The sequence below is a fragment of the Gellertiella hungarica genome (assembly GCF_014197145.1).
Lineage (GTDB): Bacteria > Pseudomonadota > Alphaproteobacteria > Rhizobiales > Rhizobiaceae > Gellertiella > Gellertiella hungarica.
On record NZ_JACIEZ010000006.1, the window covers coordinates 133,690 to 150,871 of the forward strand.

Annotated in this window: 14 protein-coding genes; 9 read left to right on the forward strand and 5 right to left on the reverse strand. The window is 65.5% G+C overall.

The genetic code is table 11. The features are described from left to right. Positions 1-210: 210 nt before the first annotated feature. Both GGR23_RS15310 and GGR23_RS15315 read left to right on the forward strand, forming a co-directional pair. Positions 211-1,611: a sensor histidine kinase gene (locus tag GGR23_RS15310; protein ID WP_183367174.1), complete on the forward strand. Its 1,401-nt coding sequence runs from the start codon at positions 211-213 to the stop codon at positions 1,609-1,611. Further along, positions 1,608-2,264, forward strand: coding sequence for a response regulator (locus GGR23_RS15315; protein ID WP_183367175.1), 657 nt, complete (start codon positions 1,608-1,610; stop codon positions 2,262-2,264). The genes GGR23_RS15310 and GGR23_RS15315 overlap by 4 nt, the downstream gene beginning before the upstream one ends. A 4-nt stretch (positions 2,265-2,268) precedes the next feature. On the opposite strand, the gene GGR23_RS15320 is transcribed toward GGR23_RS15315, so the two are convergent. Beyond that, entirely contained in the window at positions 2,269-2,676 is a 408-nt protein-coding gene (locus GGR23_RS15320) for a hypothetical protein (RefSeq protein ID WP_183367176.1), read from the reverse strand. A gap of 410 nt (positions 2,677-3,086) precedes the next feature. Here GGR23_RS15320 and GGR23_RS23475 point away from each other — a divergent pair, with 410 nt between their 5' ends. Both GGR23_RS23475 and GGR23_RS15330 read left to right on the forward strand, forming a co-directional pair. Continuing rightward, entirely contained in the window at positions 3,087-3,950 is an 864-nt protein-coding gene (locus GGR23_RS23475) for a DUF1236 domain-containing protein (RefSeq protein WP_183367177.1), read from the forward strand. A gap of 68 nt (positions 3,951-4,018) precedes the next feature. Beyond that, positions 4,019-4,414, forward strand: a complete 396-nt coding sequence (locus GGR23_RS15330) for a DUF1236 domain-containing protein (RefSeq protein ID WP_183367178.1) — start codon at positions 4,019-4,021, stop codon at positions 4,412-4,414. A 51-nt stretch (positions 4,415-4,465) separates the two neighbouring features. Here GGR23_RS15330 and GGR23_RS15335 read toward each other — a convergent pair whose 3' ends face one another. After that, on the reverse strand, positions 4,466-4,957 hold the full coding sequence (locus GGR23_RS15335) for a MarR family winged helix-turn-helix transcriptional regulator (protein WP_183367179.1): 492 nt from the start codon (positions 4,955-4,957) through the stop codon (positions 4,466-4,468). Between the two features lie 94 nt (positions 4,958-5,051). After that, complete coding sequence (locus GGR23_RS15340; RefSeq protein ID WP_183367180.1) at positions 5,052-6,626, reverse strand: phytoene desaturase family protein; 1,575 nt, start codon at positions 6,624-6,626, stop codon at positions 5,052-5,054. Between the two features lie 313 nt (positions 6,627-6,939). Between GGR23_RS15340 and GGR23_RS15345 the strand changes: the two genes are divergently transcribed. From GGR23_RS15345 to GGR23_RS15355, 3 genes are all read left to right on the forward strand, one after another. Next, on the forward strand, positions 6,940-7,725 hold the full coding sequence (locus GGR23_RS15345; RefSeq protein ID WP_183367181.1) for a cyclase family protein: 786 nt from the start codon (positions 6,940-6,942) through the stop codon (positions 7,723-7,725). A gap of 66 nt (positions 7,726-7,791) precedes the next feature. Further along, positions 7,792-9,381, forward strand: coding sequence for a phytoene desaturase family protein (locus tag GGR23_RS15350; RefSeq protein ID WP_183367182.1), 1,590 nt, complete (start codon positions 7,792-7,794; stop codon positions 9,379-9,381). A gap of 31 nt (positions 9,382-9,412) precedes the next feature. Further along, complete coding sequence (locus tag GGR23_RS15355) at positions 9,413-9,919, forward strand: MarR family winged helix-turn-helix transcriptional regulator (RefSeq protein ID WP_183367183.1); 507 nt, start codon at positions 9,413-9,415, stop codon at positions 9,917-9,919. A gap of 461 nt (positions 9,920-10,380) precedes the next feature. Here the strand turns inward: GGR23_RS15355 and GGR23_RS15360 are convergent, their stop codons facing one another. After that, positions 10,381-11,931 carry an indolepyruvate oxidoreductase subunit beta family protein gene (locus GGR23_RS15360; protein ID WP_183367184.1) on the reverse strand — a complete coding sequence of 517 codons (1,551 nt, stop codon included), beginning with the start codon at positions 11,929-11,931 and terminating at the stop codon, positions 10,381-10,383. A gap of 3 nt (positions 11,932-11,934) precedes the next feature. Further along, positions 11,935-14,094 (reverse strand): thiamine pyrophosphate-dependent enzyme, encoded by a 2,160-nt coding sequence (locus GGR23_RS15365; protein WP_183367185.1) that lies wholly within the window; start codon positions 14,092-14,094, stop codon positions 11,935-11,937. Between the two features lie 379 nt (positions 14,095-14,473). On the opposite strand from GGR23_RS15365, the gene GGR23_RS15370 reads away from it, so the two are divergent. Both GGR23_RS15370 and GGR23_RS15375 read left to right on the forward strand, forming a co-directional pair. Next, on the forward strand, positions 14,474-16,009 hold the full coding sequence (locus GGR23_RS15370; RefSeq protein WP_183367186.1) for an ABC transporter substrate-binding protein: 1,536 nt from the start codon (positions 14,474-14,476) through the stop codon (positions 16,007-16,009). A 136-nt stretch (positions 16,010-16,145) separates the two neighbouring features. Further along, entirely contained in the window at positions 16,146-17,150 is a 1,005-nt protein-coding gene (locus GGR23_RS15375) for an ABC transporter permease (RefSeq protein ID WP_183367187.1), read from the forward strand. Positions 17,151-17,182: the final 32 nt, after the last annotated feature.

The window sequence follows — 17,182 nt, forward strand, 5'->3', positions numbered from 1 at the left end:
CTGCTTTTCCTGCCGGCATAATGGAGCTTCGCGCCGCCTGCCGCAACGGAAAAATACAAAATGTACGCAGGATGTATATAACTGTGGCGACCGGTGCCTGCGGCGCGCTTTTCCATCCGCTCCGGTGCGCGCTGAGGGAACCACTTGGGCTCGCGGGTGTTGGTTGTGCGGGCGGCGGGAAAGGACACAGGCACAGTCTTGATGAAAGGCATGGCGCGATTGATCGGCTTCTGGAACAGCCAGTCTCTCGCCCGGCAGTTTCTGGCTGCCGGTGGCGTGGTATGGCTGACCGCGATGCTGGTGATCGGAGCGCTGGTAAGCCATCTGATCGAAAGGGCCGTCACCCGCAATTCCGCCGCGGCGACCGCCCTTTACGTGGATGGCCTCATCGCACCGCTCCTCCCCGACCTGAAGACCGGCGAGACCATAGACGAGGTGACCCGCCGGGCGCTGGACGAAACCTTCGCGCAATCGCCGCTGAAGGACAGGATCTTTTCCTTCCGGCTCTGGCGGCCGGACGGTCTCGTCCTCTATTCCACGGAGAAGGACCTCGTGGGCAAGACCTTTGCCCCCAACGAGGATCTCGCCGAGGCAATGAAGGGCTCCATCGTCGCGCAGCTCGGCCTGGCCGACGACCCCGAAAGCGGGCGCGAACGCGACGCGGGCAAGCCGCTTCTCGAGATCTACAATCCGGTGCTGCAGCCCTGGACCGGCGAGGTGGTGGCGGTGTCGGAATTCTACGAGCGGGCGGAGGATTTTCGCGCGAGCCTTGCCACGGCCCGGCGGCAGAGCTGGATGGCGGTGGCCGGCGCGGCGGCTATCATCTTCCTCACCCTCTCGGCCATCGTGGTGCGGGGCAGCCGCACCATCGAGGAGCAGAGCGGCGCACTGGCGGCCAGGGTGGAGGAGCTGAGTGCGCTGCTTTCGGAAAACCGGCTTCTGAACGAGCGCCTGCAAAGGGCCTCGCGCCGGACGGCTGCGCTCAACGAAAGCCATCTGCGCCGCATCGGGGCGGACCTGCATGACGGCCCCGCCCAGCTGATCGCCTATGCGGCGCTGAGGCTCGGCAGCCGGCGGCTGACCGATCCGGCGCTGGAGCCCGGGATCCGCACGGCCGAACTCGACGCCATCAAGATGCGGCTCGACGAGGCGATGGACGAGATCCGCAGCATCTGCAGCGGGCTCGTGCTGCCGCATATCGAGCATCTCGCGCTCTGCGAGGTGATCGAAAGGGCTGCCCGCGCCCATGAACACAGGACCGGCACCGCCGTTCGCATCGACCTCTCCGGCGTCAGGGGCGGCGAAAACGTGCCCGTCTCGGTGAAGATCTGCGTCTACCGCTTCGTGCAGGAGGCGCTGAACAACGCCTTTCGCCATGCCGGCGGACGCGGCCAGGCCGTATCGCTTTCGCTCGCCGGTGACCAGCTTGCCATCGAAGTCTGCGACGAGGGGCCGGGCTTCGATCCGGCCTGCCCGCAGGAAAACGGCATCGGCCTGACCGGCATGCGCGAGCGCATCGCCGCACTTGGCGGCGACCTCGACATCGAAACATCCGGCCGGGGCACCTGTCTGCGGCTGCGCCTCGGCCTTCCCACGGAGGAGATGACATGATCAGGATAGCCATCGTCGACGACCATCCGCTGTTTCGCGAGGGCGTGCGGCGAAGTCTTGCCGAACAGCCGGGATTCGAGGTGGCGGGCGAAGGCGCCTCTGCCGCCGACGCGCTGGACCTCGTGACCCGGCTCCACCCGGATGTTCTGCTGATGGACCTTTCCATGCCCGGCAACGGATTGCAGGCGGTGGCCGAGATTGCCGCCCGCGCGCCGGAGACGGGAATCGTGCTGCTGACCGTTTCAGAGCGCAACGAACATGTGAGCGAGGCGCTGAGGCTCGGCGCGCGTGGCTATCTGCTGAAGGGTATCGGGGCGGAGGGGCTGGCCGAGGCGATCGAGGTGGTGGCGCGGGGCGGCACCTATGTCGCGCCGACGCTTTCCGCCCATCTCTTCCTCACGTCGCCACCGGCGGGCGGGCAGGCGCAGGCCGCCCATCGCGAGGAGCTGACCGCCCGGGAGCGGGACGTGCTTTCGCTCGTCGCCTCCGGTCTCAGCAACAAGCGCATCGCCCTGTCGCTCGATCTCAACGAGAAGACCGTGAAGCACCACATGACGCGGATCATGGCGAAGCTCGGCGTGCAGAACCGCACCGAGGCGGCCCTCGCCTTCCGCGGCCGGCTTCCGCAGCAGGAGCGGCCGGCACGGCACTGACCGCTCAGCGCAGATAGGACCGCAGCCGCGCCAGATCCGCAGGGGTCGCGCGGCGCTCGACGATGCGGCGCCGGCGGCGGTCGCGCATGACGTAACGCCCGTTCTGGATGCCTTCGCTGATGCCGTTCGGGTGGCGGACGATGAGCGATTGCGGGCCGAACTCCACCGTGGGGCGCGCGGTCTGGTTGGACCTGCCGGCTGGCGCGCCCGAAGGCGCTCCGCGACCGCCGGCATTGCCATTGCCGCCGGCCCCGCCATTGCCGCCCTGGCCGTGGCCGCCATTGCCGCCCCCGTTGCCATTGCCGCCGCCATTTCCATTGCCGCGGCCGCCGCCCTTGCCGCCGGCGCGGGCGCGGGCGGGCTCGATCAGCGTTGCGCCCAGAAGGCTCAGAAACACCCTTCTTCGGATCATCGGCGGATACCCTCCCTCCGGTTTCTCCTCAATGAGATGCGAAGGCCCTGGAATTTGACAAGCTGTCAGGATTCGGGGGCGTTCAGGACGCCGCCGTTCCGATCACCAGCATGGACAGGACGAGAATGGGAAGCGGCAGCAGCAGCCAGCGGGATTCGTAGACACTGTTCTTCATGGTCGTTCTCCTTTCGGCGGCCTAATCCGCAAGCCCCCGTCCCCGTTCCCCCGCAGCCGACGGAACGGACTTCAGGAAGCGGCTTTGGGACCAAAGTCCCTGCTGCACCAGGGACCATCGGCCCCTCTGCCGCCCGCCTGAAGTCCCCCGTCCGGAACGGCCAGCGCTTCGGACCGTTGTGAGGGCATCGATTACCCCAATCGACAAACACAACGAAGAAATGGAAGGACCGATCATGAAGAGCATGAAAGCCCCCTCGCTTGCGATTGTGCTTGCCGCCTCCACCATGCTGGCACCCGCCCTGACCCATGCCCAGGAGCAGCCGCTGCCGCTGGAAGAGCAGCAGAAGAAGGATGCAGGCTCCGCCACCTCCGGCAGCGATGCCTCCGGCTCGGCATCCGGCACGACCGACGGCTCGGCCTCCGGTTCGGCCGGCGCCTCCGGATCGACCGACGCCACCGGCTCCGCTTCCGATTCGACGGAAGGCTCCGGCAGCGCGTCCGGCTCGGCCTCGGGTTCGGCCGGCACCTCCGGCTCCACGGACGGCTCGGGCTCCGCTTCCGGTTCGACGGAAGGCTCCGGCAGCGCCTCCGGCTCGGCCTCGGGTTCGGCCGGCACCTCCGGCTCCACGGACGGCTCGGGCAGCGCCACGGGCTCCGGCGATGCGAATGCATCGGGTTCCGGCACCACGGATGACAGCACGAAATCCGGCACCGAACAGAACCAGTCGGGCAGCGATGCCGCCTCTCCCGACAGCCCATCCGGCACGACCGACAGCAACAATGCCGGTACCGCCGACAGCAACACCGACGCCACCGCCACGGACAGCAAGGCGGACGTGAACGTCAACATCACCACCGAGCAGAAGACCGAGATCCGCAACGTGATCGTCGAGGAGAAGGTCGAGCCGGTCGATATCGACGTCGAGGTCTCGGTGGGCGTGGTCGTGCCGAAGAAGATCAAGCTTCATCCGCTGCCCGCGCGCATCATCAAGATCGTACCGGCCTATGAGGGCTACGAGTTCTTCGTGCTCCCCGACGGCCGCATCGTGATCGTCGAGCCGGCCTCCTACAAGATCGTCACGATCCTCGTCGTCTGACGCGGCCGGCTCATGCCCCGGGGAGGCTCCCGAACGGGCCTCTCCCCAACCAACAAAGGAGAAACACCATGAACATCAAGCCGATTCTTCTCTCTGCGGCCCTCCTGGCCGCTCCCTTCGCGGTCCATGCCCAGGAAGGCACCGTCAACGGTGCGGCCGGCGGTGCGGTGACCGGCGCCATCGTGGGTGGCCCCGTCGGGGCAGCCGTGGGCGGCGTTGCCGGTGCCATTGTCGGCACCGCGATCGACCCGCCGCCGCGCGAAGTGGTCACCTATGTGGAAAGCCAGCCCGTGCCCACGGCCCCCGTGGCGGTCGAGCAGGAAATCGTCGTCGGCAAGCCGCTGCCGGAAAAGGTGGTCATCACCCCGGTTCCGGACCAGCCGAAATATGCCTATGCGGTGGTCAACCAGGAACGGGTGATCGTCGATCCGAAGACCCGCGTCGTCGTGCAGGTGGTGAAGTAAGCCTGGCGGATAGACCGCCTTTCCAGACCGGGACGCCGCCTTCGGGCGGCGTCACTCTTCCTCCGCGCCCGACAGATGGTTGCGCGCGGAAATCTTCAGAAGCCCCACTTCCCGGAGCATGGACTGGATGAGTTCCGGCGAGACGTCCGCCATCATGTCGCGCAGCCAGCCCTCGTGCGCGGCGGCCATGCCGGCGAAGAACTCCTCCCCCTTGGGTGTCAGCTTCGCGACCGTCACGCGCCGGTCGCCATCGGGCGTTTCGCGCACCACGAGGCCATCGGCCTCCAGCCGCTCCACCAGACCCGTGACATTGCCGTTGGTGACCATGGTGCGGCGGGAAAGCTCGCCCAGCCTCAAGCCGTCGCGCTCGCGGTAGAGCTGCGCCAGAAGGTCGAACTGGGGCAGCGTCGCGCCGTATTCCGCCCTCAGGCGCCGGCGGATCTCGTGGGAAATCAGCTTCGTGGTCGACAGCAGGCGGAGCCAGAGCTTCAGCTCCGGCTTGCTTTCGGCCTGCGCGCCCTGAACGATGATTTCGAGATCCATGGGGTTTGCCCCTTCCACTGCCAGACGCCTCACCTTCCCCCTGCATCAACCTCTAGCCGAAATGCTTTAAATGTCAAAGGTCGGCGGGAGGGCGTCAGCCGGCGAGCATCCTGGAGAGCATGTGGCCGGAGCCTGCCCCGGTGCCTGCGCCCGGCCAGGTAGAGGCGCCGCAGAGATAGAGCCCCGTGACCGGCGTCTTGTAGCGGGAGTGACCGGCAACCGGCCGGAAGAGGAAATTCTGGTCCAGATGATGGCTGCCGGAGAGATTGTCGCCGCCGATGAGGTTGGGGTTCTCCGCCTCGAGATCGGCAGGCGAGAAGACCGAGCGGCCGAGGATCTTCCCCGAAAGGCCGGGCGCATAGGTTTCGATGAGGCGGATCACGCGGTCCGCATAGGCTTCCTTCGCCTCTGCCCAGGCGGTGCCGGGGGCGATTTCGCCCGCCGCATCCCCGCCGATCTCCGCGGGCAGCACGCGCACCTGCACCCAGAGCACATGCTTGCCCTCGGGCGCGCGGGACGGATCGAGTGCGGTCGGCTGGCCGACGACGAGCGCCGGCTCTGCCGGCCGGATGCCGGAGGCCGCTTCCGCATAGGCCTTCGCCATCATCGGCAGGTCGGGGGCAAGGTGGACATAGGCGAACCGTTTCAGCTCTTCTCCCGCCGTCCAGTCCGGCAGGCCGTCGAGCGCCAGATGGATCATCATCGTGCCGGGGCCGGCGCGGAAGCCTGCGATCTTCCGGTCGAATGCGGCGCGCGCCGGATCGGCCTTCACCAGCCTGCCGAAGACGAGCTGCGGATGCACGTTGGCGATCACCGCGCGCCGGGCCTCGATGACCTCGCCGCTTGCCAGCCGGACGCCCGTCGCGCGTCCGCCCGTCGTGACGATCTCCTCGACCGGCGACCCGGTTCTCACCGTGCCGCCCTTTTCCGTGAGGAGGCCCACCATGCCGTCGATGATCGTGGACGCGCCGCCCTTGCCGATCACCATGCCGAAGGCCTGGTTGGCCATGGATTCCAGATAGGGGAAGAGCGCGCCCCCCGCCGTATCCGGCGAGAAATCGAGATGCAGGCCCCAGGCCGCCATCATGGTCTTCACCTTCTGGTTCTCGAAGCGGGCATCGAGGAAATCGCGCGGCGAGGCGAGGAGCAGGCGCACCATGTCGTAGACCCAGCCCGTGCCGCGGGCGCGCCAGGCCTTCCACAGAACCTTGAAGGCATCGAAGGAGGGCATGGGCGAGCCGAGCAGGCCGAAGATGTGCGGCGCATCGGCCCCGAATTCGGCAAACATCGCCTTCCAGGCCTCGGCATCCCGCGCCGAGAGCGCGGCGATGCGGGATGTGGTGACATCGAGATTCTTGCTGACGCCGAGCCATGTCTGGTCGCGGAAGATGCTGGCGAAGCAGTGTTCGGCCGGCACGAAGCCGAGGCCGTGGCGGGCAAGATCGCCCGCATGCTGGCCGTGAAACGCGGAGCCGGCAAACATCGAGAGGTTCATGGCAGCGACATCGTGGCGGAAGCCCGGAAGCGTCAGCTCGCGGGTCTTCACCGCGCCGCCGGGCTCGTCCTTCGCCTCGACGACCGTGACGGACCAGCCCTTCGATGCCAGATTGACCGCCGCAGCCAGCCCGTTGTGCCCCGCACCGATGACAACAGCATCGACCGCCGCCATGTTTGCCTCCCTTTTATCTTCTCGCCCTCTTTATTCCCATATGCATACATTTTTCGCCCTTCGGTCAAGTGCGAAGCGAGCGACGGAAGCATCCACCGGGCTTCCCGGCACAAGGAAAATGCCCCGCAGGGGCGGATTGACGGCGATCAAGGGCGGTTTGTCCGGGCTTATCCTCTCCCCACCGTTTCGCCGCAACGCGTCATGCAAAATACTTGCAACCACATATTTTGTGACATAGGCTTCCCCCGATCGCCGTCCGGAGGTCATGCCGCAGGAGGAAAGCGGCGACGGGCGGCCAACTGGGGAACTGTCCATGTCTGCCACTGCACTTCAACAGCTCGCAACCGCCCTTCTTTCCGGTTCGGTGAAGGTCATCGACCTGACCGCACCGCTCGGTCCCGACACGCCCGTCATCAAGCTGCCGCCCGAAATCGCCGTGAACACGCCGGAAGTGAAGGTGCACAATATCTCCCACTATGACAAGAACGGTCCGTTCTGGGCGTGGAACTGGCTGGAACTCGGCGAGCATACCGGCACCCATTTCGATGCGCCGGTTCACTGGATCACCGGCAAGGACTATGCCGACGGCACGACCGACCGCATTCCCGCGCAGAATTTCGTCGCCCCCGTCAACGTGATCGACTGCTCGGCCGAAGCCGCCAAGGACCCGGATTTCCTGCTGACGGCGGACGGCATCAAGGCCTGGGAAGCCAAGCATGGCGCCATCGAGCCGGGCAGCTGGGTGCTGATGCGCACCGACTGGTACAAGCGCAACGGCTCGGCCGCGACCTTCCTCAATGCCGACGAGAACGGCCCGCATTCGCCCGGCCCGACGCCCGATGCCATCGAATACATCCTTGAAAAAGGCGCGATCGGCTGGGGCACCGAATGCATCGGCACGGATGCAGGTGCCGCCGGCGGCATGAACCCGCCCTTCCCGGCGCACAACCTGATGCACAAGGCCAACCGTTACGGCCTCGCCAGCCTCTGCCACCTCGACCAGCTGCCGCCGAAGGGCGCCGTGCTGATCGCCGCGCCGCTGAAATTCGTCAACGGCACCGGTTCGCCGATCCGCGCGCTGGCGCTGGTTGCCGGCTGAGGTTTCGGAAGGACTGGGAAGCGGGGCCAAAACCCCGCTTCTTCGCATGAGGGAGGATGAGGGGACATGGAACAGCCGGATTACGTCATCGTCGGCAGCGGCATCAACGGGCTCGTCGCAGCGGCGCTGCTGGCCAAGAAGGGCAAGCGGGTCACGCTTCTGGAGCGCAACGGAGCGCTGGGCGGCTGCCTGCGGACCGAAGAACTGACCGCGCCGGGCTTCACCCATGACGTGATGGCCACCACCATGGTGCTGTTCCTCACCTCGCCCGCCTATGGGGCGCTCGGCAAGGATCTGGAAGCCCGGGGCCTCGAATTCGCCCATGCGGCCCTGCCGACCGGCGTGCTGCGGCCTGATGGATCGCATGCGATATTCTCCATGGACCGCGCCCGCAACGTGGCGATGATGGAGGCGCTTGCTCCGGGCGATGGCCAGGCTTTTTCCCGCGAGATGGACAGGCTCGGCGGCGACGCCCCCTTCCTCTTTTCGCTGCTCGGCGGTTCGCTCTGGTCCTGGGGCATGGCGAAGACCGTGCTGAAGGAGGCCTGGCGGCGCGGTTTCCGCAATCTCGCCGGCTGGTTCGGCGAGGCGCTTTCGCCGGCCCGTACCTATCTGGAAACGAGCTACCGCTCCGAGGTCACCCGCGCGCTCTGGGCGCCGTGGGTGCTGCATACGGGGCTTGGGCCGGAAAGCGCCTATTCCGCGCAGATGGCCAAGGTGATCGGCTTTGCCATCGAGCTTGCCGGCTGCCCGATCGTCAAGGGCGGGGCGGCCAACCTGGTCAAGGCTTTCGAAAGGCTCATCACCGATCATGGCGGCACGATCCGCACGGGAGCAGACGTAACAACGATCATCGAAGGCGCGGGCGGCCGCGCGGGCGGCGTGACGCTTGCCTCCGGCGAGACGATCCGTGCCATCCATGGCGTGATCTGCTCGGTCGCACCCGGCCAGCTCTATGGCACACTGCTGAAGGCCTGGGACGCGCCACTTCCCGACGCGGTGAAGGAGGGTCTTTCCACGTTCCGCCACGGCAAGGGCAACATGCAGATCCACTACGCGCTGAAAAGCCCGCCGCGCTGGAAGGCGGGGGCGGAGCTTGCCGACGTGGCGCTGCTTCATCTCACGCCCGGCCTCGACGGCGTGTCGAAGGCAGCGAACGAGGCGGAACGCGGGCTGCTGCCCGCCGAGCCCACCGTCTGCGTGGGACAGCCGACCGCCTTCGACAAGAGCCGCGCGCCGGAGGGACAGGCGGTGCTGTGGCTGCAATTGCCCGAAGCGCCGCGCTTCCTCAAGGGGGATGCGGCGGGCGAAATCGCCATCGGCGCGGACGGCCAGTGGACCGAGGAGATCCGCGAGCGCTACGCGGACCGGATCGAGGCGATGCTGGCCGAGCGGATCGAGAATTTCCGCGACAGCGTGATCGCGCGCCGCGCCTTCTCGCCGGCCGATCTCGAGAAGATGAACGTCAATCTGGTCGGCGGCGACCCCTATGGCGGCTTCTGCGGCCTCGACCAGTTTTTCCTGTGGCGCCCGTTCAAGTCTTCTGTTAACCACACCACCCACATTCCGGGGCTCTACCATATCGGCGCCTCGACCCATCCCGGGCCGGGATTGGGTGGCGGCTCCGGTTTCCTCTTGGCCTCTTCCCTGAAGTAATCGAAACCAACGAGAAGGCAGGACAATCCGCATGGAAGACCGGTTTTCAGGCAGGATCTTGCGCCGTCCAGGCGATGCGGACGAAACCCAGCCGACCATGGGAGAGATCGGGCTCAACCAGTTTGCGCCCTATCTGATGAACCGGATCGCGGCGCGCTGGAACGCCAACCTGGCGGAAGAGCTGAAGACGCACGACATCACCACTACCAAGATGCGGGCGCTCGCCATCCTGACGCTGACGCCCTCGCTGACGATCAACGAGCTCTCGGTCTTTGCGGTCACCGAACAGTCGACCATGAGCCGGACGCTCGATTCGCTGGAAGAGCAGGGCTACATCCGCCGCCAGCCGCGCGCGGAGGACATGCGCATCCGCGATGTCTCGATCACCGAAGAGGGCCGCGCCGCCTTCGGCAAGGTCTGGCCCACCATGTACGACCTCTTCCTGCACATGTTCGACGGCGTGGACGAGGAGGAATACAAGCAGTTCCTCTCCGTGCTCCACCGCATCCTCACCAATATCCGGCGCCACGAGATCTGAGGATCGGGGCGCATCGCGGCACGGTGGTGGTAGCCGATGGCATGTCTGTGGCTCGCAAACGGTCGAGTTTGCCGCACCGCACCCCCCTCTGTCCCTGCACCACGACGCCTTTGCCGCACCGACCCCCCTCTGCCCTGCAAACCGTCGAGTTTGCAGATGCGCACCCCCCCTCTGCCCTGCCGGGCATCTCCCCCTCAAGGGGGGAGATCGGGATGGGGTTTATGAGGGCAGTCCCCAGCCAACGTATCTGCAATTGAGACGCTTGTTGTTTGAGGAAACCAAAAACCGCAATGTCGATCTCCCCCCTTGAGGGGGAGATGTCCCGGCAGGGACAGAGGGGGGTGCACATCGGCAGATTCGACGTAGTGCGAGGCAGAGCAGGGTGCGGTGCCTCAAACTCCACGCCATGCCGACAGAGGGGCTGCGGCGCGTGAAACGCAGCACCCCGCTCCCGCCTCACCTCAAAGCGAAGCCACCGTCTTCAATGCGCCGTCAAGCGCGATGCCGTCCTCGTCCAGAAGGGCGGCCTGGCGGAGGCGGCGGAGCCAGTCGGCACCGTCTTCCCGGGCCTCGAGCAGCGGCAGGGCGGAAAGCACCCGGTCGAACTTGGAGATCCCGCGCACATGGGTGCCGGAATAGCCCTTGACCAGCCGGCGGCACTTCAGCACCTCGACGGCGAGAGCGTAATTCTTCGGAAGCAAGGCCAGGGCCTTGTCCAGCCATTCGGCGGTGAAGGCCATTTCGCGGGCGTGGCGCAGCGTGCCGCGGCGGAAGCGGCGCATGCCGGAGACCATGTAGAGCCCGAGGAACCAGAAGATCGTGCCGGTTTTCACCCGCCGGCCCTTGTTCACGCGCCGGTCGAGGAAATCGTAGAGCCCCTTGTTTTCCTCGATCCAGCGGCCGAGGCCCTTCGGCAGGGTACCGCAGACTTCCTCCATGCGCGGATGCATGAACTCGGTGGCGTAGAGGATCTGGTCACCCTTGACTCCCACTTCCTTCTTCACCCGGTCGAAGCGGGAGCCGCGCACCTTGAGGTCCGCCACGCGGATGACATCGTCATAGGCCATGGCGATGGCGAGATATTTCGCGGCTTCAGCGGTGAAGGCGAAGCCGTGCGCCTCGCCACCCGACTGGCGGTCGCGGGAGAAAAGGTCGGCGAGCCGGTCGAGATACTCGCCCGCATAGGCCGGATCCTGGAAATCTGTGAGCTTTCTGACACCCGCATAGGCCATCGGCTGGAGGGAGAGCGGCAGGCTGGACTTGAGCTTTGAAACGAGCGCGTCCAGCACCGGATGGCCGGTCCGCTCCGGCGGGGGCGGCAGATGCTTGTCGGCCTTCGGCTTCGGATCGATCTTCGGCTTTTCGAGCGCGTGGTCATAGGCGGCCGCGAAGGTCTTCAGGCTCGGCTCGATGCCCTTGCCGCCGGCGCGGATTACCGCCTCGAAATCCTCCCGGCTGAAGGGCAGCACGCCCGAAGCCGCGAAGGCGCCGAACAGGGCGGAAGAAATGACGCTGCCGTTCTTCGCCGCAATCGCTTCCATGTCGAAGGCGATGGTGCGTTTGGCGGCAAAATCCGTGGCGGAGATGACGAGCGTCGGATCGGCAATGCCATTGCCCGGCTTTTCCTTTTCAGCCACGGCATAGGAGCGGTGGGTCGAGGTGATCAGTGTCGTCTGGCCGGGGGTGACCACACCGCGCAGCACGGAGCGGCCGGCCTCCATCAGTTCGGCGGCAATCACCACATCCACGTCGCCCGGCGTCGGCATCAGCGACAGTGTCGGCTCGCGGTTCACATCGCCGGGGATCGTCTCGATGTAGTAGATGGTGGCGCCCGTGCGCTGGGCAACGCCCGGCACGGAGGTGGACTGGGCCACCCAGCCCTTCATCTCGGCCAGCGCCACGATCCAGTCGGAGAGAACGCCGCCGCCCTGGCCGCCCATGGCGAGGATGGCGATGGTGACGGGCTTGGCGGTCGAAAGACGGGCGCGCCCGGAGATCGATGCATCATCCATGGATCAGGCTCCTTCGGCGAAGAGGACGCGGCGGCTTTCGCGGCGGCGCTGCAGCCAGCCGATGACCTTGCTGCGCACGGAGGCGAGGAAACGGTCCCAGCCGGTCGGGTTCATGATGACATCGGCCCGGTAGAAGGAGGGGCAGAGCACGGCGGCTTCCGACACTTCCCCGCAATTGCCGCAGCCGACGCAGGAATTGTCGATGGCTGCGACCGGATCGTCCCTCAGCGGGTCATTCGTCTCCTTGACCGACAGCGACGGACAGCCGGACAGGCGGATGCAGGCGTGATCGCCGGTGCAGACATCCTCGTCCACGCCGAAGCGCTCCTTGACCATACGCTTGCCCGCCTTCACCGCAGCGGCGAATTGCGGCTTGATGCGGCGCTGCTTGTTGAGCATGCATTCGGAGGAGGCAACGATGATCTTCGGCCCCTTCTCCTTCGTCGTCAGCGCCTCGCGCAGCGTGTCGCGCATCTTCGCCACGTCATAGGTGCGGTCGATCTGGCGCACCCAGGTGGCGCCGATGCCCTTCACCGCCGCGACGATGGAATTGTTGGTCTTGCGGCGCGGATTTTCCGCGCGGGAGGAGAGGATGTCCTGCCCGCCCGTCGCCGCCGAGTAGAAATTGTCGACGATCAGCATCACGCCGTCCTGCTTGTTGAAGACGGCATTGCCGACCGAAGTCGCAAGCCCGTTGTGCCAGAAGCCGCCATCGCCCATCACGGAGATGGCGCGCTTGCCGGCTTCCACATTGAAGGCCGAGGCCGAGGCCGGGCCGAGGCCATAACCCATGGTCGTGCCGCCGATATTGAAGGGCGGCAGGATGGAGAAGAGGTGGCAGCCGATATCGGCAGAGACGTGGTGCGGACCGAGCTCCTTCTCGACCAGCTTCATGGCCGCGAAGATCGGCCGCTCCGGACAGCCCGTGCAGAAGCCTGCCGGGCGCGGCGGCACGACGGTGGCGAGCGCCTTCACCCGCTCGTCGGACAGCACCGGCGACGGGTCCGGCACCGGCGGACGATTGCCGAGCAGCGGGCTTGCATGCGCCTCGAGGAAGGAGGTGAGCCCCTTCAGCATGACGGGCGCAGTATATTCCCCGCCCATCGGCAGCACGTCCTTGCCGGAAATGCGGGTCTGGATGTCGCGGCGGCGGAGCAGCGTGTTCAGCCCCTGCTCGATATAGTCGGGGGCGCCCTCCTCCACCATCAGCACGGCCTTCTTGCCCTGGCAGAAGGCGATCACCTCGTCGTCGATCATCGGATAGGCGACGTTCATGACGTAGATGGGCACGAGGCTTTCGCCATAGACATCGGCAAGGCCAAGCTGCTGCAGGCCGCGCAGCACGCCGTTATAGAGGCCGCCGACGGTGATGATGCCGATCTCTCCGGTCTCGGGACCGAAGAATTCGTTGAGCTTGCGCTCCTTGACGAAATTGACCGCGGCCGGCCAGCGGCGCTCCAGCTTGTCCTTCTCGTGACCGAAGGAGGCGGGCGGCAGCACGATGCGGTTGACGTCACGAACCGGGTTTTCCATCGCCTCCTTCAGGGTGAAGGCCGGGCGGCGGTTGTCCTTTGCGACGAACTGGCCATGGACATGGCAGGCGCGGATGCGGACCTGCAGCATGACGGGCGTGTTGGATGCTTCCGAGAGCTCGAAACCGTCCTCCACCGCCTTGACGATGGAGGGCAGGTTCGGGCGCGGATCGAGGAGCCACATCTGCGACTTCATCGCATAGGCATGGCTGCGCTCCTGCATGATCGAGGAGCCTTCGCCGTAATCTTCGCCGATGATGATGAGCGCGCCGCCGGTGACCCCGCCGGACGAGAGGTTGGAGAGCGCATCGGAGGCGACATTGGTGCCGGCGGTGGACTTCCAGGTAACGGCGCCGCGCACGGGATACATGACCGAGGCCGAGAGCATGGCCGCAGCGGCGGCTTCCGAGGCGGATGTCTCGAAATGGACGCCGAGATCCTCCATCACGTCCTTGGCATCCGCCAGGACATCCATGAGGTGCGAGATCGGCGAGCCCTGATAGCCGCCCACATAGGAGACGCCGGATTGGAGAAGCGCCTTGGTGATGGCGAGGATGCCCTCGCCGCGAAAGATCTCGCCCTCGCCGAGCTTCAGATCCTCGACCTCGCGCGCAAACGATCGTTCAGCCACGGGGATCCTCCTTCGCCCTTGCCGGGCGCCCAAGCATTTAAAATTTGCAAAAACATATTTTGAGGAAAAGCCCGCTGTCAACGATGTTTTGCAGGAAAGCCCTATTCCCTTGAAATGAAGCGGAACGGGCACGAGGACGCTTGCGTGGATTTATATGCTGTGACATACATATTGCGCCTGACGGTCCGTTGTTCAGTGGAGGGAGCCCTAAAACGGTGCGCAGGCCGGGATGAGTGCCAAGAGTGCAGGGCTGAAAAAGCCGGCCATCCCGCGGCGACGGCAATCATTATTCCGAAAGACAAGACAAGGAAGCGGCGCAGGTCCCGAGAGGAAAAGGGACGGCGGATCGCTTGAAACCAGGGAACGACGGAGTTTGTCCATGACCCACATCACCAGACGCGAAACACTGGCGCTCGGCGCAGCCGCCTTCCTGGCGGGCATTCTCGGCGGGCACCACAAGGTGCTGGCCGCCGAAGAAGGCACGCTGACCATTGCCTATAACGTGAACCTGCCCTCCTTCGACCCGACGGTCGGCCCCTCGGCGGTGAACCCGACGATCCAGGCGATCTACCGCTCCGTCTTCGACCAGTTCATCGGCCAGAAGCCGGACCTCTCCTTCGAGCCGGGCCTGCTCACCGAATGGGGCTGGAACGACGACAAGACCAAGCTCTGGATGACGGTCCGCGAGGGCGTGACCTGGCATGACGGCTCGCCTTTTACGGCTGAGGACGTGGTCTGGTCGCTGGAGCGCGCCGCCAAGCAGGAAACGGGCAACCCGATCCAGTTCATCTGGTCGACCGCCGGCAACTACAAGATCGAAGGCAACAAGATCACTGCCGACGTGGTGCGCTTCGAGCCGACCTTCTTCAAGTGGATGGCCTTCCTGACCGGCTATGTGCTGCCCAAGGCCTATTACGAGAAGGTGGGCGCGGAAGGCTTCGAGAAGAAGCCGATCGGCACCGGCCCCTACATGGTGGACGAATATCAGGGCAACGCCTTCCTGCGCCTGAAAGCCAATCCCAACTATTTCGGCGGCAAGCCCACTTTCGACACGGTCATCTTCAAGTTCGTGCCCGACACGACGAGCCGCGTGGCCGAAATCGAATCCGGCGCCTCCGACGTGACGCTCGAAATCCCCTATGAGGAATTCGACCGCCTGAAGGGCAAGGAAGGGCTTGCCGGCGTCGCAACCCCGATCTCCGACATCGGCATGATCTTCCTCAACAACATCGAGGTGATGAACGACAAGAACGTGCGTCTTGCCGCCCATCATGCCATCGACAAGGACGCCATCGTCAAGCGGCTGCTCAAGGGTTACGGCGTGCCGATCGACACGCTGGAAGCGCCGGAATACGACGCCTACGATGCCTCCATCAAGGTTGGCTACGATCCGGAAAAGGCCAAGGAACTGCTCGCCGCGTCCGGCTATTCCACCGACAAGCCCGCCAAGTTCAAGATCCAGACGACCCGCGGCTTCAAGCCCAAGGACTACGAGATGATCCAGGCGATCGTCGGCATGTGGCGCAAGGTGGGCATCGAGGCCGAGATCGAGGTCTACGAAATCGCCAAGCATTACGAGCTGCGCGCTGCCGACCAGCTGGCGCCGGCCGCCTTCTACAACTGGGGCAATGCCATCGGCGACCCGACCACCTCCACCGGCTTTGCCATGTTCGGCCCCTCGCCGCACTCGGTCTGGAACACCGACGACCTCGACGCCAAGATCGGCCCGCTCTGGGGCGAGAAGGACGAGGAAAAGCGAATCGCCGGCTGGAAAGAGGTCAGCAAGTACATTGCCGAGCAGGGCTATGTGATCCCGGTTCTGCAGTATGTGCAGCCGATCGTCTACAAGTCCTCGCTGAAGGTGACGCCGAACGTATCCGGCGCGCTGCAGCCGACGCTCGTCTCCAAGGCCTGACCGGTCGCAGGCGGAGGATTGCGATCTTCCGCCTGCCCTTCCCCGCTGAATGGGCCAGTTTTCCCCGGGCCTTGCCGGACCGGGCAGATCCTGTGCCTTCCTGCAAGCCTTCGACCAGGAACGGATACCGGCCACCATGACCGCCTATTCCTTCTTTCACCGGGTGCTGATGGCAGCCATTACCCTCTTCGGGGTGGCCGTCATCGTCTTCGTGCTTCTGCGCGTCGTGCCCGGCGATCCCATTGCCATGATGATTTCGCCCGGTGCGAGCGAGGCCGACATCGCAGCCCTTCGCGCGCAATACGGCCTCGACCAGAGCCTGCCGGTGCAATTCTGGATCTGGCTGACTTCGGTGCTTTCGGGCGATTTCGGCACCTCGATCTCGCTGCGGCGCGACGTGCTGGAGCTGCTTGCAGAGCGACTGCCGGCGACGCTCGAGCTTGCCGCAGCCGCGCTGGTCTTTGCGGTGGTGCTGGGCATCGTGATCGCGGTGACCGCCACCCTTCTCTCGCGGACGAAGCTTTCGCCCCTCGTCGATACGCTGAACGGTCTTTTCCTCGCCGTGCCGGATTTCGTCTGGGCGCTGGCGCTGGTGCTGATCTTCGGGGTTCTCCTGCCGGTCTTCCCGCTGTCCGGGCGCATCAATCCCGACAGCCAGGAAGGCTTCGCCACCCAGTTCTATCTGCTCGAAAGCCTGCTGACGCTCCGCTTCAGGGACCTCGCGGACATTTCCCTGCACATGATCATGCCGGTGCTGGCGCTTGGCCTGCCGCTCGCCTCGATCATCACCAAGGTGCTGAAGGAAGCACTCGCCGAGGCCATGGTGCAGGATTACATCCTGCTGGCCCGCCTCAAGGGCATGTCGCGCCTCCGGCTCGTGCTGCAGGAGGCGCTGCGCAATGCCATAGGCCCGACCATCGCGCTGACCGGCGTGCAGTTCACCTTCCTGATCGGCGGCACCGTCATCGTCGAGCGCATCTTTGCCTATCCCGGCATCGGCAACATGGCGATCGACGCGGTGATCAACCGTGACCTGCCGCTGATCCAGGGCCTCGTTCTCGTCTTCGGGGCGCTCTTCATCCTCGTCAATCTTGCGACCGACGCCCTTGTCGTCGCCTTCAATCCGCGCATGGAGGCCTGATGTCCGGTCTCGTCTCCGAGGCGCCCAAGGAG